At 65.0% G+C, this 21,321-nt stretch carries 14 protein-coding genes and 1 tRNA gene; 8 read left to right on the top strand and 7 right to left on the bottom strand.

What is annotated here, in order from left to right; translation table 11 throughout:
* Position 1 precedes the first annotated feature (1 nt).
* The 3 genes from FR728_RS12970 to htpX form a co-directional block, all read right to left on the bottom strand.
* Positions 2 to 1,909 (bottom strand): heparinase II/III family protein, encoded by a 1,908-nt coding sequence (locus FR728_RS12970; RefSeq protein ID WP_149893154.1) that lies wholly within the window; start codon positions 1,907 to 1,909, stop codon positions 2 to 4.
* Between the two features lie 132 nt (positions 1,910 to 2,041).
* Complete coding sequence (gene rsmB / locus FR728_RS12965) at positions 2,042 to 3,445, bottom strand: 16S rRNA (cytosine(967)-C(5))-methyltransferase RsmB (RefSeq protein ID WP_377176633.1); 1,404 nt, start codon at positions 3,443 to 3,445, stop codon at positions 2,042 to 2,044.
* Positions 3,446 to 3,642: 197 nt separating this feature from the next.
* Entirely contained in the window at positions 3,643 to 4,623 is a 981-nt protein-coding gene (gene htpX / locus FR728_RS12960) for a zinc metalloprotease HtpX (RefSeq protein ID WP_149893153.1), read from the bottom strand.
* 146 nt (positions 4,624 to 4,769) lie between these two features.
* On the opposite strand from htpX, the gene FR728_RS12955 reads away from it, so the two are divergent.
* Positions 4,770 to 5,054 (top strand): DUF1674 domain-containing protein, encoded by a 285-nt coding sequence (locus FR728_RS12955; protein WP_149893152.1) that lies wholly within the window; start codon positions 4,770 to 4,772, stop codon positions 5,052 to 5,054.
* Positions 5,055 to 5,396: 342 nt separating this feature from the next.
* Here the strand turns inward: FR728_RS12955 and pyc are convergent, their stop codons facing one another.
* Entirely contained in the window at positions 5,397 to 8,837 is a 3,441-nt protein-coding gene (gene pyc / locus FR728_RS12950; protein WP_149893151.1) for a pyruvate carboxylase, read from the bottom strand.
* Between the two features lie 743 nt (positions 8,838 to 9,580).
* Here pyc and FR728_RS12945 point away from each other — a divergent pair.
* From FR728_RS12945 to FR728_RS12925, 5 genes are all read left to right on the top strand, one after another.
* Positions 9,581 to 12,562, top strand: a complete 2,982-nt coding sequence (locus FR728_RS12945; protein ID WP_149893150.1) for a DEAD/DEAH box helicase — start codon at positions 9,581 to 9,583, stop codon at positions 12,560 to 12,562.
* Between the two features lie 11 nt (positions 12,563 to 12,573).
* Entirely contained in the window at positions 12,574 to 12,966 is a 393-nt protein-coding gene (locus FR728_RS12940) for an RNA-binding S4 domain-containing protein (RefSeq protein WP_244304625.1), read from the top strand.
* A 219-nt stretch (positions 12,967 to 13,185) separates the two neighbouring features.
* Complete coding sequence (gene fdxA / locus FR728_RS12935; RefSeq protein WP_149893149.1) at positions 13,186 to 13,524, top strand: ferredoxin FdxA; 339 nt, start codon at positions 13,186 to 13,188, stop codon at positions 13,522 to 13,524.
* A gap of 614 nt (positions 13,525 to 14,138) precedes the next feature.
* The gene (locus tag FR728_RS12930; RefSeq protein ID WP_149893148.1) at positions 14,139 to 14,726 is read left to right on the top strand and encodes a CarD family transcriptional regulator; all 588 of its coding nucleotides are present in this window, start codon (positions 14,139 to 14,141) and stop codon (positions 14,724 to 14,726) included.
* Positions 14,727 to 14,948: 222 nt separating this feature from the next.
* Positions 14,949 to 15,818: an RNA polymerase factor sigma-32 gene (locus FR728_RS12925; RefSeq protein WP_149893147.1), complete on the top strand. Its 870-nt coding sequence runs from the start codon at positions 14,949 to 14,951 to the stop codon at positions 15,816 to 15,818.
* Between the two features lie 75 nt (positions 15,819 to 15,893).
* Here FR728_RS12925 and FR728_RS19610 read toward each other — a convergent pair whose 3' ends face one another.
* Positions 15,894 to 17,387 (bottom strand): M48 family metalloprotease, encoded by a 1,494-nt coding sequence (locus tag FR728_RS19610; protein ID WP_341872935.1) that lies wholly within the window; start codon positions 17,385 to 17,387, stop codon positions 15,894 to 15,896.
* Positions 17,384 to 18,250 (bottom strand): hypothetical protein, encoded by an 867-nt coding sequence (locus FR728_RS19605; RefSeq protein ID WP_244304622.1) that lies wholly within the window; start codon positions 18,248 to 18,250, stop codon positions 17,384 to 17,386. Before FR728_RS19605 ends, FR728_RS19610 begins: the two co-directional genes overlap by 4 nt.
* Before the next feature lie 538 nt (positions 18,251 to 18,788).
* On the opposite strand from FR728_RS19605, the gene FR728_RS12915 reads away from it, so the two are divergent.
* Both FR728_RS12915 and hpxZ read left to right on the top strand, forming a co-directional pair.
* Positions 18,789 to 18,865 (top strand) — tRNA-Arg (locus tag FR728_RS12915).
* 318 nt (positions 18,866 to 19,183) lie between these two features.
* Complete coding sequence (gene hpxZ, locus FR728_RS12910) at positions 19,184 to 20,911, top strand: oxalurate catabolism protein HpxZ (protein ID WP_149893145.1); 1,728 nt, start codon at positions 19,184 to 19,186, stop codon at positions 20,909 to 20,911.
* 153 nt (positions 20,912 to 21,064) lie between these two features.
* Here the strand turns inward: hpxZ and FR728_RS19450 are convergent.
* The coding region (locus FR728_RS19450) for a hypothetical protein (RefSeq protein ID WP_208998808.1) at positions 21,065 to 21,321 on the bottom strand (257 nt) is incomplete at its 5' end.

Below are 21,321 nucleotides of genomic sequence, written 5' to 3'. Positions count from 1 at the left end.
GTCAGCTCGGGTCAGATCGATCCGGCCGGTCGAACGCGGCGTCGAGTGCGCTTTCGATCTCGTCCTCGAAGGAGTGGGGGGCCGGTGCGGCCGGCGCCTCATCGGTCCCGGCGGGATCTGCGGAGATGTCCGCGTCCTCCGTCTGCGGGTCGTCGAGCGGCAGCTCCGGCGTGGCCATGACCTGCGCGCGGATGCGGCTCAGGGGGCGGCGCTCCGGCCGGGCGACAGCGGTGCGGCGGAATTGCCAGACGACGGTCGGAGACGAGCTGATGCGGCCGTAGATGACCAGCTGCAGCGTCTTGCGATGGCCATAGACGTCCGACAGGTAGATGGAGTCTTCCAGCGCCAGATCCTGACCCGGACTGTCGAACTCCCAGGCCTCGCCGTCGGGACAGGCGAGCAGGATGGCCGCACCGCCGCGCAGGAGACTTGCCTTGATGGCCGGGTGCAGATGGAAGCGGATGGCAAACTGGTCGCCATGGCGCTCCGGGCCGCCGGCCGGGAAGCTGTCGATCCCGTCGAGCACCGTGCCGTCGCCGGCAAGGCGGATGTCGCGGCAATGGATGATGCCGAAGGACTTGAGATAGCCATCGTGGGAGGCGGTGACGCGGGTGCCGGCGTCGTCCTCGTGCCGTTCCACCGGAACGATGGTCGGTCCGGACACCACCGGAGCGCCGAGCCAGCGCCCGAAGGGCCAGTCTGCCAGGAAGCGGCAGGACGAGGTGTCTTCAAGGGAGGCGGTGGAATGGGCCGCCGTGGAGCGGCTGACCTTGCGCCAGGCGTCGCTGGCGCGGGCGGACACGCCGCAATTCACCACCAGCCGGTTGAGGCCGGAGGAGAACTCGAAGGACAGGCAACCGGCATGGGCGGAGCCGCTGACCCCGTCGCGGGGCGGGCGGCCCGTGTCCATGAGCACGAGGCTCTGGCCGCCGCTCAGGCGCTGATAGCCGCTGTGCGGCGCATTGGAGGGCGGGGCACCGCGCGCATCGTCATAGGCCATGATGGTGGCCACGAGATCGTTGGGGGTGGAGCCCATGCCGTTGAAATGGGCGAGCGCGCCGTCCGCGTGGCGGAAGAAGCGCAGGATCGGCATCATGCGGTCGACGGACTGCATCACCGTGCCGGTCATTTCCAGCCCCTGGGCCATGAAGACCTGGCGCACGGGCAGAAGATCCGCGAGGATCTGGATGATCGCCCCGGGACTGCGCGACACATGCCCGCCGTCCGGGAGGATCTGGCGGTTCAGCTCGTAGTCGAGGCGGCGCAAGGCCTGGCGGGTGAAGCGGCCATGACCGGAGAGGCAGACCGAGCCCGCGGCGATGGCAAGAGCAGCCTGCAGGCGCTCCACCCCGTCGTGGGTGTCGTTGATCGTCCTTCGCAGATAGCGCAGGTGGCGGGCCAGCGCGCGCAGGAACCGGCTGTAGAACTCGTGGTCGCTGTCTTCCAGCAGGAAGGGCGAATGGCTCAGCCAGGAGAGCATGCGGCGGGTGACTACCGGCGGCTGCCAGGCCACCTTGTCCCAGCGCCCGCAATGGGTGATCCAGTCATCGACGAGGACCCGGGCATTCTTGCGTGAGACCTGGCTGCTGGTGGCGCGCAGGTCGCGCAGCCAGCCGAAGCCGTGCAGCGCCCGGTACCAGTCCGCATTCGCGCCCTCGATGAGAAAGGGCGAGCGGCCGTGGGTCTCGATCAGGTGGCCGGAGAAGAGGAACCGCCCGCCGTAGATGTCGGCGGCATTGGTCTCGTCGGCGGTGCGCAGATCCTGAGGGGCGATGATCAGCCGTTCCGGCGCGGAGGGGCTGGGCAGGAACCGGAACACCGGGCCCCCGTGGACCCAGCGCATCCCGTTCTGCCAGACATGACCAAGGGCCAGGCGCCAGATGCGGCCCTGTTCCGTGACCGCTTTCATCGCTCGGTCACTCCGTTGGTCACTGTCTTTTCACTGCGGAATATGGTGCTGCCCTTTCCTTCGGCCCCAAGGAAAAATTAAGGTTAGCAATTGCTTACAATTCACTAGGCCGGATTAACGGTTTATTCCGCGTTAATTCTTCCGCAGGCGGGCGGCGAAAAATCCGTCGAGACCGGTGAGGCTGCCGTCGGCCGTGGCCGGGTGGTGCGGCAGGCTCCGCAGATAGCCTTCCGGGCTGATGCTCGTGGTCAGGCCGCCGAGATCCTCCGCGGTGACGGGCTCGAGGCTGACGGCGGGATTGCGCTCCAGCAGGGCTGCGATCTGGGCTTCGCCCTCTTCCGGCTGGAGGGAGCAGGTGCAATAGACCAGCAGGCCGCCGGGCTTCAGCCAGGTCAGTGCCCGGTCGAGAAGCTCGGTCTGGATCTCCGCCAGCTTGCCGATGTCATAGGCTTGCTTGATCCAGGGCAGGTCCGGGTGACGGCGGATGGTGCCGGTTGCGCCGCAGGGGGCATCGAGCAGGATGGCGTCGAAGGGCGCCTTGGGCTCCCAGGTCTTCAGGTCGGCGGCGACGATTTCGGCCGTCATGCCGGTGCGGGCGAGGTTGTCGCTCACGCGCTTGAGCCGGCTCCTGGAAATGTCGACGGCGGTGACCTTTGCACCGGCGGCGGCCAGTTGAAGCGTCTTGCCGCCGGGGGCGGCACAGAGATCGGCGACGCTCTTGCCGGCAATGTCGCCCAGCAGGCGGGCGGGAAGGGCGGCGGCGGCATCCTGCACCCACCAGGCGCCTTCCGCGTAGCCGTCAAGCTGATCGATGATGGCCTTTTCCCCCAGGCGAACCGAGCGGTTGCCGACGAGCGTGCCGCCCACACGGGTGGCCCAGCCGGCGGCATCGTCCTTGATGCTCAGGTCGACGGCGGCTTCCTTGCTGTGGGCCTCGGCGATGGCGCGGGCTGTCTCTGCGCCATAGGTCTCGGTCCAGCTCTCGAAAAGCCAGTCCGGGGTGTTGAGGCGCACGCCATCCAAATCTGCGGTCATCTCGTCCCGCTCGCGCCCAAGGCGGCGCAGCACACCGTTCACCAGCCCCTTGTAGGGTTTGGCACGCCGGTCGGCGCCCGCATGGTCCACGGCCAGATTGACCGCCGCGCTGTCGGGGATGTCGAGATAGAGCATCTGGGTGATGGCGATGTGGAGGATGTCGACCACGCGGCCGGTCTTTTCAGGGATCTTCCGATCCAGCAGCCGGTCCAGGATCGCGGCGATCTCGCCGCGATGGCGCAGGCTGCCGCCGACGATGGCCCGCACCAGCGCCCGGTCGTTGGGGGCCAGGGCACGGAAGCCGCTGTGGCCGGAGGTCAGGTCCAGTTCCGCATCGATGGCATGACGCTTGTGAACCACATTGCCCAGAATGTCTGCGGCCACCTTGCGGGCCGCGAAGCCGGGCTTGCCGGCCAGACCGGGAAGATCATCTCCCTGGCTTGCCTTGGGCTGCTGCGGTCGGGTCTGGGGGCGGCGGGTGCCACCGGTCGGTCGTGCCACGGAAGAATTCCAGTCTTGAAGGTGCCGGATCGATCCGGGCGGTAAAATGACAGGCGCCGCAGCCCGGGGAACCGGACAGCGGCGCGAAGCCCTATTTTAAGCGCGTGGCGAAGCCGGCGAAAGGGTTTTCTTGCAAGGAGCCTTAACGAAGCGGTTTTTGTCGCCTCTGAGGTCCCAGCCTCCTCACGTCACGGGCCTCAACCCCAGGGGCCGCGGGGCCTGGCGCCCGGATCACGGGGATGGTTCGGAATGCCGGAGCGACCGGAGGCCGAGGCAGATGGACGGGATGCGGCGCCATGGGGCGTCGACATCGTGTCTCCTCCGCCTCCACCGAGGCCGGAGGCCGCCATCTGGCGGAGCGCCGCGATGCGGTTTTCGGTCGCCGGGTGGGTGGAGAAGAGGTTGTCCATCCGTTCCCCCGACAGCGGGTTGATGATGAACATGTGGGCGGTCGCCGGATTGTGCTCGGCATCCGGATTGTGGATGTGCTCGACGCCACCGGCGATCTTGGACAGAGCGGAGGCCAGCCACATGGGCTCGCCGCAGATTTCCGCGCCCATGCGGTCGGCGGCATATTCGCGGGTCCGCGAGATGGCCATCTGCACCAGCGCGGCTGCCAGCGGGGCGACGATCATCGCCACCAGCACGCCGACAAAGCCGAAGGGATTGTTGTTGTCGCGGTTGCCGCCGAAGAAGAAGGCGAAGTTGCCGAGCATGGAGATCGCCCCCGCCAGCGTGGCGGTGATCGTCATGGTCAGCGTGTCGCGGTTCTTCACGTGGGCCAGCTCATGGGCCATCACGCCTGCCACTTCCTCGCGGGTGAGCATGCGCAGCAGGCCGGTGGTGGCGGCAACGGCGGCATTCTGCGGATTGCGGCCGGTGGCAAAGGCGTTCGGCTGCGGATTGTCGATGAGATAGACCTTCGGCATGGGCAGATCGGCACGGGCCGCGAGCTGGCGCACCAGACCGTAATATTCCGGTGCGCTGCGTTCATCGACCTCCTGGGCATGGTGCATGCGCAGCACCATCTTGTCGGAGTTCCAGTAGCCGAAGAGGTTCATGGCGGCGGCAATCACCAGGGCAATCATCATGCCCGACTGGCCGCCGATCATGAAGCCGATGCCCATGAAGAGAGCGGTCATGGCCGCCAGCAGCATCGCTGTCCTGATATAGTTCATCGTCGTTCGTCCAAGACCTTTTTGCATTCGGGTCGCGCGGGCTTTATATGCCCTGTCACAGATGAAATGGGATTGCCGCGCCGGTTTAGCAAGGCGGCGAGGGGGCATGAACCCCTGCGATCCCGCCAGGAAAAGGCCCACGCCCCATGTCTGAGACGCCCGAAACCCGTCCGAGTTCCAACACCGCTTCCCTCGACTATACGGTTGCGGCCGATGCTCCGTCTCTGGCTGCGACCCCGGAAGAGGCGCCGCGCCGGGCCTTCGAGGATCTGCCGCCCGCCGCCCAGCGCGCCCTGCTCGAGGCAGAAGAGCGGCGCAAGGAGATCGATGCCCGTCAGGCCGCCCTGCCCAAAGAAGTGGATGGACGCGGCGGACTGGAGCCCACCCGCTACGAGGACTGGGAGATCAAGGGCCTGACGGTCGACTTCTGAGGAGAGGGGATCGCACCGGGCGGATCATCGATGCGCCTGGGCCTGAACCCTCACCCGACCCTTTGGGTCGACCTCTCCCGGTCTCGGGAGAGGTACGTTTCCCGTGTTGAGAGATCAGGGGCTCAGTGATGGTTCTTGAGGCGTTGAGGCCGGAGTTCTCTGGCTCTCCACGGCTCACCTCTCCCAAGCCTGGGAGAGGTCGGCGCGCTGCGCCGGGTGAGGGTTGCTTTCGCGCCTCCGCTTGAGACCTGTCCGCCCTCATCGAGTGAGGTGAGGGCACGGCAGGGATGCCATGGTCGAGCCATGGCATCAGTCCTGTTTCAGAGGCTTGAGACCTGCGGATCACTTGTAGACGATCAGCAGGTCCTTGGCGTCGATCTGGGAGCCGGCGGTGACGAGGACCTCGGCGATCTCGCCGTCCCGTTCCGCGTGGAGCGCGGTTTCCATCTTCATGGCTTCGATCGAGAGCAGCATGTCGCCGGCGGTCACCGACTGGCCGGGCTGGACGGCAATGGTCGAGATGACGCCCGGCATGGGCGCGCCCAGGTGGTTGGCATTGCCTTCCTCGGCCTTGCGGCGGGCGGCCGCGCCAGAGGCGCCGTGGGCCCGGTCTGGCACCTTGATGATGCGCGGCTGGCCGTTGAGCTCGAAGAAGACCTTGCGATCGCCGTTCTCGTCGGTCTCGCCGATGGCCTGGCACACGACCACGAGGGTCTTGCCCGGCTCCAGCTCGACGAGGATCTCGTCCCCCACGTCCAGACCGTAGAAATACACCGGGGTCGGCAGCACTTCGGTGGGGCCGTAGAGATCCTGAGCCTTGTCGAAGTCGGCAAAGACCTTCGGATACATGAGATAGGCGGCCAGATCCTGATCGGACGGCTCCTTGCCCATGATCTCCTTCAGCTTGACCCGCTCGGCACCGAGATCGGCTTCCGGGATCAGCGAGCCCGGACGCACTGTTATCTGGGCAGAGCCCTTCAGCGCCTTTTTCTGCAGGGCTTCGGGCCAGCCGCCGGGAGACTGGCCGAGATCGCCGCGCAGCATGCTGACCACGCTGTCGGGGAAGGCCACGTCCTTCTTCGGGTCGGCCACATCGGCGGCGCTCAGACCCTGGCTCACCATCATCAGCGCCATGTCGCCCACCACCTTGGAGGAGGGGGTCACCTTGACAATGTCGCCGAAGAGCATGTTGGCGTCGCGGTAGGCCTGGGCCACTTCGTGCCAGCGGCTTTCGAGACCGAGCGAGCGGGCCTGTTCCTTCAGGTTGGTGAACTGGCCACCGGGCATCTCGTGCAGATAGACTTCCGAGGCGCCGGCCTTCAGGTCGCTTTCGAAGGCGGCATACTGGTTGCGCACGGCCTCCCAGTAGAAGGAAATGCGGCGGATGGTTTCCGGGTCGAGGCCCGGGTCCCGGTCCGTGCCGCGCAGGGCCTCGACGATGGAGCCGAGGCAGGGCTGGGAGGTGAGGCCGGAGAGGGCATCCATGGCCGCATCCACCGCATCGACGCCGGCCTCGACGGCCGCCAGGACGGTGGCCGCGGAAATGCCCGACGTGTCGTGGGTGTGGAGGTGCAGCGGCAGGTCGGTCTCCTGACGCAGGGCGCTGACCAGCTGTCGGGCCGCAGCGGGCTTGAGCAGGCCGGCCATGTCCTTAATGCCGATGATGTGGGCACCGGCGGCTTCCAGTTCCTTCACCAGACCCACGTAGTATTTCAGGTCATATTTCGGCCGGGCGCTGTCGAGCAGGTCGCCGGTGTAGCAGAGCACGCCCTCGCAGAGCTTGTCGGCCTCGATCACCGCGTCCATGGAGACGCGCATGTTCTCCACCCAGTTGAGGCAGTCGAAGACGCGGAACAGGTCGACGCCGCCTTCGGCAGCCTGTTTCACGAAGAACTTCACCACATTGTCGGGGTAGTTGGTGTAGCCGACGCCGTTGGAGCCGCGCAGCAGCATCTGCAGCAGGATGTTGGGGGCCTTGGCGCGGATCTGGGCCAGACGCTCCCAGGGGCTTTCGGTGAGGAAGCGCATGGCGACGTCGAAGGTCGCGCCGCCCCAGCATTCCAGCGAGAAGAGCTGCGGCAGGCCGGCCGCATAGGCATCCGCCACGCGCACGATGTCGTGGCTGCGCATGCGGGTGGCGAGCAGCGACTGGTGCGCGTCGCGCATGGTGGTGTCGGTCACCAGCACCCGGTCCTGCTGCTTCATCCAGGCAGCGAAGCCCTTCGGGCCCAGCTGATCGAGGAGCTGGCGGGTGCCGTCCGGCTTCACGTCGCCAAAGTCCGGCACTTCCGGCAGCATGGCGTCCTTCGCCGGTTCCGGCCGGTTGCGGGTTTCCGGGTGGCCGTTGACCGAGACGTCGGCGATATAGGTCAGCAGCTTGGTGGCGCGGTCCTGCCGGCGGGTCTGGGCAAAGAGCTCGGGCGTGTTGTCGATGAAGCGGGTGGTGTAGTCGTTCGCCCGGAATTTCGGGTGACCGATGATGTTTTCCAGAAATTCCAGGTTGGTGGCGACGCCACGGATGCGGAATTCGCGCAGGGCGCGGTCCATGCGCTTGCAGGCTTCCTCGGCGCTGGGCGCCCAGGCGGTGACCTTTTCCAGCAGCGGATCATAGAAACGGGTGATCACCGCGCCGGAATAGGCGGTGCCGCCGTCGAGACGGATGCCGAAGCCGGTCGCGCCGCGATAGGCGGTGATGCGGCCGTAATCGGGAATGAAGTTCTGCTCCGGATCTTCGGTGGTGATGCGGCACTGGAGGGCATGGCCATGGAGGCGGATGTCAGCCTGAGCGGGAACGCCGCTTTCCGGCGTGCCGATCCGGTGACCATTGAGGATCTGGATCTGGGCCTTGACGATGTCGATGCCGGTGACTTCCTCGGTCACCGTATGCTCGACCTGGACGCGCGGGTTCACCTCGATGAAGTAGATGGCGCCCGTATCCGCATCCATCAGGAATTCGACGGTGCCAGCGCCGCGGTAATTCACCTCGCGGCCGATCTTCAGGCCGTAGTCGCACAGTTCCGCGCGCTTCTCCGGGCTCATGTAGGGGGCCGGGGCCCGCTCCACGACCTTCTGATGGCGGCGCTGGATCGAGCAGTCGCGCTCGAACAGGTGGACGAGGCCGCCCTGACCGTCACCGAGGATCTGCACCTCCACGTGGCGGGCGCGCTCCACCAGCTTTTCCAGATAGATCTCGTCCTTGCCGAAGGCGGCCTTGGCCTCGCGCTTGGCGGCGGTCACTTCCTTGAGCAGGGTCGCCTCGTCCGGGATGACGCGCATGCCGCGTCCGCCGCCGCCCCAGGAGGCCTTGAGCATGACCGGATAGCCGATGCGGCCAGCCTGCTGCTTGATCTGCTCCATGTCGTCGGGCAGCGGGTCGGTCGCCGGCATCACCGGCACCCCGGCGGCAATCGCCAGTTCGCGGGCCGCCACCTTGTTGCCGAGACGGCGCATGGTTTCCGGCGTCGGGCCGATGAAGATCAGACCGGCTTCGGCGCAGGCCTCGGCAAATTCCGGGCTTTCCGACAGAAGGCCGTAGCCCGGATGGATGGCATCCGCGCCCGAGAGGCGGGCGATGCGGATGATGTCCTCGATGTTTAGATAGGCCTCGATGGGGCCGAGCCCCTTGCCGACCTGATAGGCCTCATCCGCCTTGAAGCGATGCAATGCGAGCTTGTCCTGCTCGGCGAAGATGGCAACTGTCTTCAGGCCGAGTTCGTTTGCAGCGCGAAAGATGCGGATCGCGATCTCCGAACGGTTGGCGACGAGGATCTTACGAATGGACAAGACTTAAACCTCCCAGAATGCCGGAAAACCCATTGGCAGCGCGGAATAATCCGAATTCCTGACAGGAGTGCAAGCCCCCTTTGCCAACGAAACGTTATGACCGGATAAATAAAGGTTATTGCTGCGGTGCCGAAATCCCGCAAGGGTCGCAAGGCATCTTCCGATGCAATTTCGCACGAAGCGGCAGAGCGCGCGGGGATCCCGTTCTTGTGGCGTCTGGACGACCTGGCAAGGCAGTGCGGCCGAGCATCTGTCCTGTGGCCGCAAGTCATCGCTTCGGACGCCAGAGTCATTCCGACATTCCTCAGGGTTAATGATGTGCTTTTGGATTTACGCAGAGTCTTTCCGTGATTCAGTTCTTGACTCGACTTTGAGAAAGACTCGCGCCGCAAAAGAAAATATCGAACGGATTCGTTCGAGGACTCGGTGCAGATTCAGCATCTTGTGCATTGGAGAGTGTATTCGACGAGATCTTGTAGGGAACGAAAGCGGAATCGCCGCTTGTCCGCGATTCGGGCGGGTTTTGTTCCAGAGTCGTTCCTGCTTCCAGACCATCTATTTGAAATTAATATCGAATTTTCTCCGAATCTTCCGTTTTTCCGGCATCCCGGGGAGGGGGAGAAGTCGTCCAGCCTCACAAAAGGCAGGACAGTGCCAATTGCCTGTGATAGACACCGCCCGACTTTTCACGCGACTGACCGGCGGAGACCTTCGTGTCCCCGCAGGCAACCACAAGACAGCTCATGGCCCGTCCAAACGCCCCGCTGCTGCCGCCTCAGGCACGCTCGAAGACCGTGACCGCGGTTCTGGGGCCGACCAACACAGGCAAGACCCACCTGGCCATCGAGCGGATGGCCGCGCACCCTTCCGGTATGATCGGCTTGCCCCTGCGCCTGCTGGCGCGGGAGGTCTACAACCGCATGGTGGAGCGCAAGGGACCGGAAACGGTCGCGCTCATCACCGGCGAAGAGAAGATCATCCCGAAGACGCCGCGTTACTGGGTTTGCACCGTAGAAGCGATGCCGCTCGACATCGTCACCGATTTCGTGGCGATCGACGAGGTGCAGCTGGCCTCCAACATGGACCGGGGGCATGTCTTCACCGACCGTATCCTGAATGTTCGCGGGCGCTCCGAGACCTTGCTGCTGGGAGCGGCGACCGTTCGCCCGCTGCTGGAAAAGCTGCTGCCCGGACTGAATGTCGTGACCCGGCCGCGCATGTCGGTGCTGACCTATGCGGGCTCGAAGAAGGTTTCGCGCCTTCCGGCACGCTCTGCCATCGTCGCGTTTTCCTCCGACGAGGTCTATGGCATCGCCGAACTGCTGCGCCGCCAGAGGGGCGGGGCTGCCGTGGTGCTGGGATCGCTCAGCCCGCGCACGCGAAACGCGCAGGTGGAGCTGTTCCAGAACGGGGATGTGGAGCATCTGGTGGCGACCGATGCCATCGGCATGGGCCTCAATCTCGACGTGGATCATGTGGCCTTTGCCGGCGCGCGCAAATATGATGGCTACCAGTACCGGCAGCTGACGGCAGCCGAGATGGGCCAGATCGCCGGCCGTGCGGGCCGGCACACCCGCGACGGCAGCTTCGGGGTCACCGGCCGGGTGGATCCGCTGGACGACGAGCTGGTGGATCAGATCGAAAGTCACCGGTTCGACGGGCTGAAAGTGCTGCAATGGCGCAACAGTCGACTGGATTTTTCGTCCACCAGCGCCCTTCGGCGCTCGCTGGACGTGGTGCCTCGGGAAGAGGGGCTTGCGCGGGCGCCCATCGGTGACGACATCACCGCGCTGGAGCACCTGCTGCGGGATTCCGTCATTTCGGGCATGGCAAATGGCCGTGATGCGGTCGAAAAGCTGTGGGACGTGTGCCAGATCCCGGACTACCGGAAGATTGCTCCCGCCAATCACGCGGAGCTTCTGAACACGATTTATACCCATCTGATGCGGGACGGAGCGATCATTGACGACTGGTTTAGTCGTCAAGTGGCCTTCGCAGACCGCACTGATGGTGATATCGACACACTGGCAAACCGGATTGCCCATATCCGGACCTGGACATTTGTCGCGAACCGACCCGACTGGCTGGCCGATCCGGCCCACTGGCAGGGCGTTACCCGCGACATTGAAGATAAACTGTCTGATGCGCTGCACGAACGCCTCACCCAGAGGTTTGTCGATCGGCGCACCAGCGTCTTGATGCGACGTTTGAGAGAGAACGCCATGCTGGAAGCGGAAATTACGTCGAGCGGTGATGTGCTCGTGGAAGGTCAGCACATCGGGAACCTCCTCGGCTTCCGGTTCGCCCCTGATGCGGCTGCCGAGGGACCTGACGGGAAGACCCTGCGGGCTGCGGCTCAAAAGGCCCTGGCTGCGGAAATCGAGGCGCGGGCGGATCGTCTGTCGCGCTCCGAAAACGGGGACTTCATCCTCGCTTCGGACGGCTCGCTGCGCTGGCGTGGCGAAGTGGTGGCCAAGCTGGCCGCCGCAGAGGATGTGCTGAAGCCCTCCGTCATCCTGCTGGCTGACGAACAGCTGACCGGCCCTGCCCGCGACAAGGTGCAGGAACGGGTTGCCCTGTGGGTGCGCAGCCAGATCGAAACGCTGCTCAAGCCGCTGACCGACCTGCAGGCCGCCGAAGGCCTCGAAGGTCTTGCACGTGGCGTTGCCTTCCGCATCGTCGAGAACCTCGGCATCCTGGAACGGCAGGAGGCCTCCGACGAGGTGCGCCAGCTGGACCAGGACATGCGCGCATCGCTGCGCAAGCTCGGTGTCCGTTTCGGCGCCTACAACATCTACGTTCCGGCCCTGCTGAAGCCGGCGCCGAGCCAGCTGCTGGCCCAGCTCTGGGCCCTGAAGCACGGCTCGCTCGACATGGATGGCCTGAGCGAACTGCCGCAGCTGTCTGCGTCCGGCCGCACGTCGATCCCGGTCGACCCGGCCATCGACAAGTCGCTCTACAAGGTCGTCGGCTTCCGCGTCTGCGGTCCGCGCGCCGTGCGTGTCGACATTCTGGAGCGTCTGGCCGACATCATTCGTCCGCTGGTTTCCTGGAAGCCGCTCGACGCCGAAGTCACGCCGCCGGAAGGGGCCATTGCCCAGGGTGGCGGCTTCACCGTCACGGTGGCGATGACCTCGCTGCTCGGCTGTGCCGGTGATGATTTCTCCCAGATCCTGAAGTCGCTCGGCTACCGGGTCGAGACCAAGGAAGTGCAGCGTCCGGTGGCGGTCGCAGCCGCACCCGTGGCTGCGGAAACCGCTGTGGACGCTCCGGCGGACGCTGCTGCCGAGGACGCCGCGCCGGTCGCCGAAAGCTCTGAAGCTCCGGCCGAAGTGGTTGCCGAGACCATGACCGAAGAGGCTGCTGCTTCCGAGGCAGCGGTTGAAACCGAAACCGTCACCATCGAGATCTGGCGTCCGGGCCGCGGGGATCGCCGTCCGCGCCGTCAGGGCCAGGATGGTCGTCGCCAGGGTCAGGACAATCGGGGCGGTCAGGATGCGCGCGGCAAGGGCGGCGAAGGCCGTGACGGCCGCAAGGATGGTTTCCGTGGCGACAAGCGCGGTGGCAAGGGCAAGGGCGGTCCCCGTCCGGACCGCGCCGAGCGTGGCCCGAAGACCTTCGAATCCGCGCCCAAGCCGAAGAAGGACAAGCCGGTGGACATGGACAGCCCGTTCGCGGCGCTGCTCGCCCTGAAGTCCGGCATGGACAAGAAGGGGAAATCCTGATTTCCGACAAGGTGTCACCGACCGCCCTGGCCTCCGGGGCGCTGAGGATCGACAAGTGGCTGTGGTACGCCCGCGTCACGAAATCCCGGTCGCTTGCCCAGAAGCTGGCGACCGGGGGCCATGTCCGGATCAATCAGGAGAAGATCTCCTCCGCCTCCAAGACCATCAAGCCCGGCGACGTGCTGACCATCGGTCTGGAGCGGCGGGTGCTGGTGCTGAAGGTGGTTGCGCTGGGAAGCCGGCGCGGTCCCTACGAAGAAGCCAGACTGCTTTACGAGGATCTTTCTCCCCCGCCGCCGCCCAAGGCCGACGTGGTGCCGCAACCGGCCCAGCGGGACCCGGGAGCGGGGCGTCCGACCAAGCGGGACCGGCGGCAGATCGACGCCTTCCTGCAGGGCGACTGAGGCCCTTTCCCTGTCTTCGCTGCGAAGCTGAAACGAAAATCTTCGGCATTGCGGCCGCACGCAAGGGTTTTTCTTCACGGGGGCAGGGGACGCACGGTCAGGCGCTTGCGCGGAACCGTCAAAAGCGATACCCAACGCCCTTGATATTTGCCATTGAGGAAAGCGCATCCCGGACGCGACGAGATGCGCCTCTGCCCGAGCCGGCCAAGAGGACCTGCGATGACCTACGTCGTCACCGACAACTGCATCAAGTGCAAGTACACCGACTGTGTGGAAGTCTGCCCCGTGGATTGCTTCTACGAAGGCGAGAACATGCTGGTGATCAATCCGGATGAATGCATCGACTGCGGTGTGTGCGAACCGGAATGCCCGGCCGAGGCGATCCTGCCGGACACCGAGCCAGGCCTGGAGAAGTGGATCGAGCTGAACGCCGAGTATTCGGCGAAATGGCCGAATATCACCGAAAAGAAGGACGCGCTGCCCGAGGCCGCAGAATTCGACGGCAAGGAAAACAAGCTCGAGCAGTATTTCTCTGCCGAAGGACCGCAGGGCGCCTGAGCAGCCTTGAAGCGTGATTGACAGGGAAGCCGCTGCCGGTGATGCCGGGGCGGCTTTCTGCTTTCGGGGGCCTGCGCTCGGGTTCGTGCAGCGGCAGACAGGGCTGTGTCAGGGGCTTCGCGCCCCGGTCCGATCGGGGGAAGCATGGCGTCCATTGCAGGTGATGAAGAGGTCGAGATCCTGGGTGCCGGCAGCTGGCAATCCGCGCCGGAGCGGGTGCGGAGAGGCCTTGGCAAAATGTCCGGGTATCCTTGCGTCAGGCGCATGACGAGCGGCAACGCACTCATCACTCTTTGATTTTTTGCCTGCCTGTGCTATATTTGCAAGATAGTCGTTCAGACACACTGGCTAAAGCTCCGTGGTGGAGGCGTTTAGCGCTGCAGTCCGAGCTGGATTGTGAACTGGATCACATGCTTCGTATGACTGACTTCACCCATAGTGTGGTTTCCAACGGCTGACCACCCCGACACGCGCTCTATCAACAGTGTCCTGACTTGCGGACACGTTCGGGATTTTGCGTGTCACACAAAGAACAGAAGACCGCCTCCGGCGGTCATTTCGACCGCGCCGGTTCTCTGGCGAGGATCGGCAACTGCGCAGGAGTAGACGAGAGAATGGCAACTGGCACGAAGAAGACCGCGCAGCGACAGGGTTTCAAGACGGGCGAGTATATCGTCTATCCGGCTCATGGTGTCGGTCAGATCACGGCCATCGAAGAGCAGAGCGTGGCGGGTCACACTCTTGAGCTCCTGGTCATTGTTTTCGACAAGGACAAGATGACCCTGCGGGTTCCCGTGGCCAAGATCGCCAGCGTCGGCATGCGCAAGCTCGGTGACCCGGATGCGGTCGACAAGGCTCTGGAGACCGTTCGTGGCCGTCCGCGCATCAAGCGCACCATGTGGAGCCGTCGTGCCCAGGAATATGAAGCGAAGATCAACTCCGGCGACCTGATCGCGATTTCGGAAGTTGTGCGCGATCTGTACCGGTCTGAAAATCAGCCGGAACAGTCCTATTCCGAGCGTCAGCTCTATGAAGCTGCCCTGGACCGCATGGCCCGCGAAATCGCAGCCGTGAACAAGTGCTCCGAGACCGAAGCCGTCAAGCAGATCGAGCTGAACCTGTCGAAGGCGCCGAGCCGCCTGAAGGCCGCCGCCGAAGCTGCCGATGCTGATGACGAAGACGATCAGGAAGAAGCGGCCTGAGGGCCTGCGAGCTCATCCTGACGAGATGACGAGACCCCGGCTCCGGCCGGGGTTTTCTTTTATGGGCTGGCTTTTGCCGGGAGAAGGCCGATCCGGGGCATCCTTTCGGTGAACTCTGCGTTCACGGATTTGTGCTCCCTGCGCCTCTCCTTTCGCGTCCAGGCGTGATCTAGGCTGCGGTCGGGCGCGTATTCTGACCGAAGAAACGCAGGAGCGACGGACATGTCCCATTCCTTGAGCGAAAGACGTCAGTTGGTACGGACGGCCATGAAGGCGCCGTATCTCACTCGCGAGGAAGAGCGGGAGCTTGCCGAACGCTGGCGCGACGGGCGCGACAAGGTGGCCCTAGAGCGCCTGACCCTTTCCCACATGCGGCTCGTGATTGCGGTGGCCTCGCGCTTCCGCCATTTCGGCCTGTCCCTGGGCGACATGATACAGGAAGGGCATGTGGGATTGCTGGAAGCGGCAGCCCGGTTCGAACCCGAGCGCGAGGTGCGCTTTTCCACCTATGCAACGTGGTGGATCCGCGCCTCCATTCAGGACTACATCCTGAGAAACTGGTCCATCGTGCGCGGTGGCACCTCGTCCAGCCAGAAGGCGCTGTTCTTCAACCTGCGGCGCCTGCGGGCCAAGCTGCTGGGCAAGCAGCAGAACCTCACCGATTCCGAAGTGCACCGGAAGATCGCCGAAGCGCTGGGGGTCAAGCCGCAGGATGTGGCCATGATGTCCGCCCGGCTTTCCGGCCCGGACAGCTCCCTCAACGCTCCGGCGGTCGATGGAGACGAGGGCAGTGCGGACCGGCAGGACTTCCTGGTCTCCGACGAGCCCCTTCCCGACGAGGTGGTGGGGCGCTCCATCGACGACGAACGCCGGCGCCGGTGGCTGTCCTCCGCCCTGAAGGTGCTGAGCGACCGGGAGCTTGAGATCGTGCGTCAGCGCCGCCTGACCGATGAAGGCGCCACGCTGGAGTCCCTCGGCCAGAGCCTCGGCATCTCCAAGGAACGGGTGCGGCAGATCGAGAACCGGGCGCTGGAAAAGCTGAAGGTGGCCCTGCTGGAACGTCAGGCGGACCAGTCGGCCTTCAGCCACTGACACCTTTCAGGCGCGCGCAGACATGAAAAACCCCGGTTGATGGATCCATCAGCCGGGGTTTTCTGTCTCGGGCGCTCAGTCGACCACCAGCTTCACATAGCTGCCGGGGGCGATCTGGCTGGCCGGGTCCAGGCTGTTCAGGATGGAGAAGAACTCAAGCCGACGGGAGGGCTCGATGCCGCTCATGCCGATGGCGAGCTTGCGCGGCGTGTCGCCGGGGCCCGTTTCCACCACCTTGATCCGCAGGGACTTGAGCCTTGCGCGTTCGGTCGGGGAAAGCTGGCGGAAGCTCTCGATGGTTTCCTTGAAGCCCTGTTCGAAAGCCTGATCCGGCTGGCGGCTGGCAAAGATGAAGCGGTATCCGGTGCGGCCGATGCGCAGAACGGCAATGCGGAAAGACCAGCCCTGGGTGATCGCCGCGCCGGTGACGCCGGGAATGCCGTCGATGGTGGTCGCCCGCACGGTTTCCGGCAGCAGGCCGTTGATCCAGCCGGAATTCATGTAGGCGGTCAGCGTGTCGAAGTTGCTCACGTCGGCGCCGTCGAAGCGCATGGCCGTGCCGTTGCCGTCGCTGGCCAGAACCGCTTCCGGCGAGTTTTCCAGAATGTAGCCTGTGGGTACGGTGAAGCCGATGCCGAGCGCCTTGTGCAGGAAGGCCCGACCCCGGACGAAGCCTTCCAGCGGATCGTCGCCGAAGAGCATGCCGTCGATCTGGGACAGGTAGGCCTTCTGGTCGCGCTCGCCGATGCCGGGGCCGGAGAATTGACGTGCCTCGCGCACGGCCAGGTTCACCCGGTCGGGCGTGGTCGGGTGGGACGACAGGAAGTCAGGCGCGTCGGAGCCGTCGTTCTGGGCGTTCTGATAGGCCGAGAAGTCCGCCATGGACTTCAGGAAGCGGGAGGCGGCGAAGGGGTCGTATCCGGCCTTGGCGAGCGTCTTCACGCCCACCGCATCGGCCTGAAGCTCCTGCGTCTGCGAGAAGCGGGCAAAGGACATCTGCGACGACAGGATCGCCTGTCGGGTGCTCTCGCTCTCCTGCAGCACGTTGCTCAGCACCTTGTTGGTGAGTTCGGTCACCTCGGCGCGCTGCTGGCGGGCAATGGCGTGATTGGAGGTGACGTGGGCCATCTCGTGGGCCAGCACGGCCGCCAGCTCCGAGGTGTCATTGGCGAGCGCCAGAAGGCCACGGGTCACATAGAGATAGCCGCCGGGCAGGGCAAAGGCATTGACCGCCGGCGAATTCAGAATGGTGATGCGATAACTCTGGGACGGATCCTCGGAGGCTTCCACCAGCCGCCCGATGACCCCGGCGACAGCCCGCTCCGCGCCCGGATCCTCGTAGACGCCGCCATAGGTGGCGACCACGCGCGGGTGTTCGCGTGCGCCGATGTCTTCTGCCAGACCGGGCCGCAACGTGCCCGGTGCGATGACGCCGACGGAGGTCGAGTTGCCGAGAAGCTGGCAGCCGGCAAGCAGCAGCGACAGGGACAGGGAGGCGGCAAACGACCGCAGCCCGCGCCGAGAGAGGCGCGCGGTTCGGGAGGGGCCTTGTACCAGTGTTGCGGTCACTCTGCGTCCTTCGTCACGTCCAGGATGTCCAGCTGTCGCGGATGAACCAGCTCGACCAGCGGACCGTCCCTGTCCTCCACCAGGCCGCGAAGGCGAACCCGGACCGTCTTTCCCTGGCCAAGAGAACGGTCGAGAGCCTCGAGGGTTTCGCGAAAGGGGGCAATCCGCGCGGCGGTGATCGTCGCCGTCAGGTCGACCTTCCAGTATCCGCCGAAGTTGAGATAGCGGGTCTTGGCGGTTTTTCCAAGAGAGACGAGAGGGCCTTCTATCACGACCTCCTGTCCGGTGAAGGGAAGAATGGTTGCGGGCCTGTCCGACCGCAGGGGAAAGCGGGTCTTCCAGACCCCACGCCGGTGTCGCCGGCCGGTCTGTTCCCAGAGGGCGAGGGCGGCCAGACAGGGCGGCGGCAGGGTGTAGTCGGTGAGATCGGCGAGGGCCAGGCCGGCTTCCAGCAGGCGTTGCTGCACCAGAGTGCCGTCGCCGTCCCGCAGCCAGGCGGGGGGGATGCCCCAGCGGTCCGCGGGGCCGGAGACGGCCGCGTGGTAGGAGCCTGAGCGCAGGGGAGCATCGGCGGAGGCGCCCGCAAGGTCGCCGGTCAGCACATGCAGCCCTGCAGGTCTGACGGCGAAGCCTTCCGCATCCATGAAGAGAGGGAGATCCGGCCAGCGCGGGCCGGGCGTGAAGCCGGGCGGCTGTGGCAGGGTGTCCTGAGGGGTGGCACCGCAGGTTTGCGTCCCGAGGTCTTCCGATGAGGTGGAGGGGGCGAGGGGCTTCGGCGTGCCGCCGTGTTTCGTTGCGCTTTCGCCCTTCGCTGGCGAAACGGCGAAGGCAGGTGCGACAAACGCCAGCGCAAGAAGAGCCAAGGCTGCGGCAAGAGCTCTGTGCGTGGCAGGGCAAAGGATGTGGCGCCACCAGGTGACGGACCCGGTCCATTCACGCGATGCCCCAGGGCCGGACCGGGCGGTCGGCCGCCGGGGCAACGCACCGTCAGGGCATCGGGGATGTCGGGGACGTTGCAAGGCCGTCATTCTCCGGTGGACCGGCACCAAGGCTAGCGCCTCGCACCGCCGCCGCCAAGCGCGTCCTGCTGATGCGCCGCGGGCCAGCTCTGACCGGTGCCATCGTCTGGATCCTTTCGGAAGAGCACCGGCCTTCAGCCTGACATTCTGCCAGAACCCCGGCCTGATCGCCTCAGCACCCTGATCACGTTTGGTCGCACCTCTGCCCCACCTTTGACCGGTGAAAGCCCGGACGACGTCCTGGTGAGAGCCTCACGCTTCACCAGCCATCTGCCGGGTGAAGCGGTCCGGACCGCGCTCTGAGATCGGGCCTGCCTCCCGGGGATTTGGCGGCGCAAGGGGTCGCCAGACCGGCCCGAACATGATAAGGCAGCTTTCCAGTGGTCCCGTAGCTCAGCAGGATAGAGCATCAGATTCCTAATCTGAGGGTCACGCGTTCGAATCGCGTCGGGATCACCAATCTCTCCGATGTCTTTCCCGATCTGCTGCCGGGCACGAGACCGAGCGCTTGCGCCGGATCTAGCGTCATTGCTGTCCCGCCATTGGCCTTTGTGTTGCTTCCGATCGAGCGTGTGAATTCTTCTTCCCGTCAGGCGGGGCGTTTTGTGCTCCGAGGTCCTCGCCCTGCCGTCGATCGTTGCAGGGGGCTCATGATTTAGGCAGGATGCGCGCGGACGAAGCGGATATGGTGAGCCGATCCTGCCCGCCCCGTTCGCCGATGCCCAAGGCATCGATGCAGGGCGCTTCCTCCGTGCTGCATTTCCGGTTCATCCCATCATGACCTTCCCGATCTCCGCACCGGCCTTTCTCCTGCGCAATGTCCGTCTGTCTTCGGATCCGTCGGCTCCCATCGATCTGCGGATCGAGGAGGGGAGGATCGTGGCGATCGGCCCGGATCTCGCCACGGACGATCTGTCCGTGATGGACGGGGGTGGGGCCATGCTCATCCCGGGGTTTGTGGAAAGCCATATTCACCTGGACAAGGCCTGCATTCTCGATCGCTGCCGCAACGAGACCGGAACCCTCGCTGGCGCCATTGCTTCAGTGGCGGTGGCCAAGGCGGCGTTTTCCGAAGAGGACATCTATTTCCGTGGCGCCGGGGTGCTGGAAAAGGCCATCGCCCAGGGTACGAACGCCTTGCGCACCCATGTGGAGATCGATCCGGTGGTCGGGTTGACGGGGTTCCGGGCCGTGATGCGCCTGAAGCAGGATTTTGCCTGGGCGCTCGATCTGCAGATCTGCGTCTTTCCGCAGGATGGGCTGACCAATCTCCCCGGCACGCTCGAGCTTCTGGACGAGGCGCTCGATCAGGGCGCCGACCTTCTGGGTGGCTGTCCCTATACGGATCCGGAACCGGACACCCAGATCCGGCTGCTGTTCGAGCTGGCAAGGGCCCGGGATGTGGATCTGGACTTCCACCTGGACTTCCATCTTGATCCCCGTCGCGGTCATCTGGACGAGATCCTCAGGCAGACGGAGGCCCATGAGTTTCAGGGCCGGGTCACGATCGGCCATGTCACCAGCCTCTCGGCTCTGCCGGCTCCGGAGCTCGACGCTGTGCTGAAGCGGCTGGTGTCGGCCGGGGTGGCGCTTACCGTCCTGCCCGCGACGGATCTCTATCTCATGGGGCGGGGCCACGACCATCTGGTGCCCCGGGGGGTGACACCCGCCCATCGGCTGGCCGCTCTGGGCGGCTGCTGCACGCTCGCCACCAACAATGTGCTCAATCCCTTCACGCCCTATGGGGATTGCTCGCTGCCGCGCCTCGCCAATCTCTATGCCAACATCCAGCAGCTCGGCGAAGCGCCCGATCTCGAGACCTGCCTTGCCATGGTCACGTCTCTGCCCGAAAGGCTTCTGGGCCGTGAGCGCCGGATCGAGGCCGGCGCCGAGGCGACCTTCATCGCCTTGGATGCCCGGGACGGTGCCCAGGTGGTCGGCGAGATCCGGCGCCCGGTGTGGGGCATGAAGAAGGGGCGCATGACCTTCGAGGCTCCGGCACCGCGCGTGCTTGGGCCGCGGGCAGCGCCGTTTGCCTGTGAGCCGGTGCGTGGATCGGGGGATCCGCTTGAGGATGTTCCGACGTTCCGCTCCGCACTCGGCTCCGCGCCCGGCCCCGCTGCCGCAGATCTGGAAGCAGCCTTTGCCTCTTATGAGGCGGCGTTGGTGTCGAATGATGTCGCCACTCTCGACCGGCTGTTCCTCGATGCGCCGCAGACCATCCGCTATGGCGGTGGCGAGAACCTCTATGGCTATGCGCAGATTGCCGCCTATCGCGCCGGGCGCAGCCCTGCCGGGCTGGACCGGGTTTTGTCGCGGACGGTTCTCACTGCCCATGGGCCGGACGTGGCTGTGGCCTCGACGCTCTTTCATCGGGATACGGCGCCTGGAAAGGTTGGGCGCCAGATGCAGACCTGGGTGCGGACTTCAGAGGGCTGGAAGATTGCCGCGGCCCATGTCAGCGTCATCGATGACCCGGAGGCCAAGGGATCTCCGTCGCTCTGATCGCACGGTTTTCGCGTTTGGACCGGCACAACCGGTCCGGATCGGGCCTACGGAAAACCTCAGGCGGATTGGTCCGAAATCGGGTCAGCCTGTTGAAAACACGCCAGGATCGCCGCAAACCCTGCGTCCTGCCTGTGGAGATGTCTGCGTTGTTCACAGGGGGTGCGGGGGTGGATCTGAAAATTTTGGTTTGGTGGATTTTTTGGCGTTGACGGTTTTGGGGTGGGTGCGTATAAGCCTGTTCATCGACGGCGGCCAAGTCGCTGGCGACGGGGCGCTGCGCTCCAAATTCCCGAAAACGAGGGCTTGAGGCTCGAAAGTGATTTCGAGGCCGGCGTCTTTTGGTCTTCGGGTATGAACTTCGGTTCGGTTCTTTGACAATTTGGTATTGAAGGAAGGGAAGCGTGGAC

It is taken from the genome of Roseibium aestuarii (assembly GCF_008477545.1).
In the GTDB taxonomy this organism is placed as follows: Bacteria; Pseudomonadota; Alphaproteobacteria; order Rhizobiales; family Stappiaceae; genus Roseibium; species Roseibium aestuarii.
This window is presented reverse-complemented; position numbering and strand designations above follow the sequence as displayed.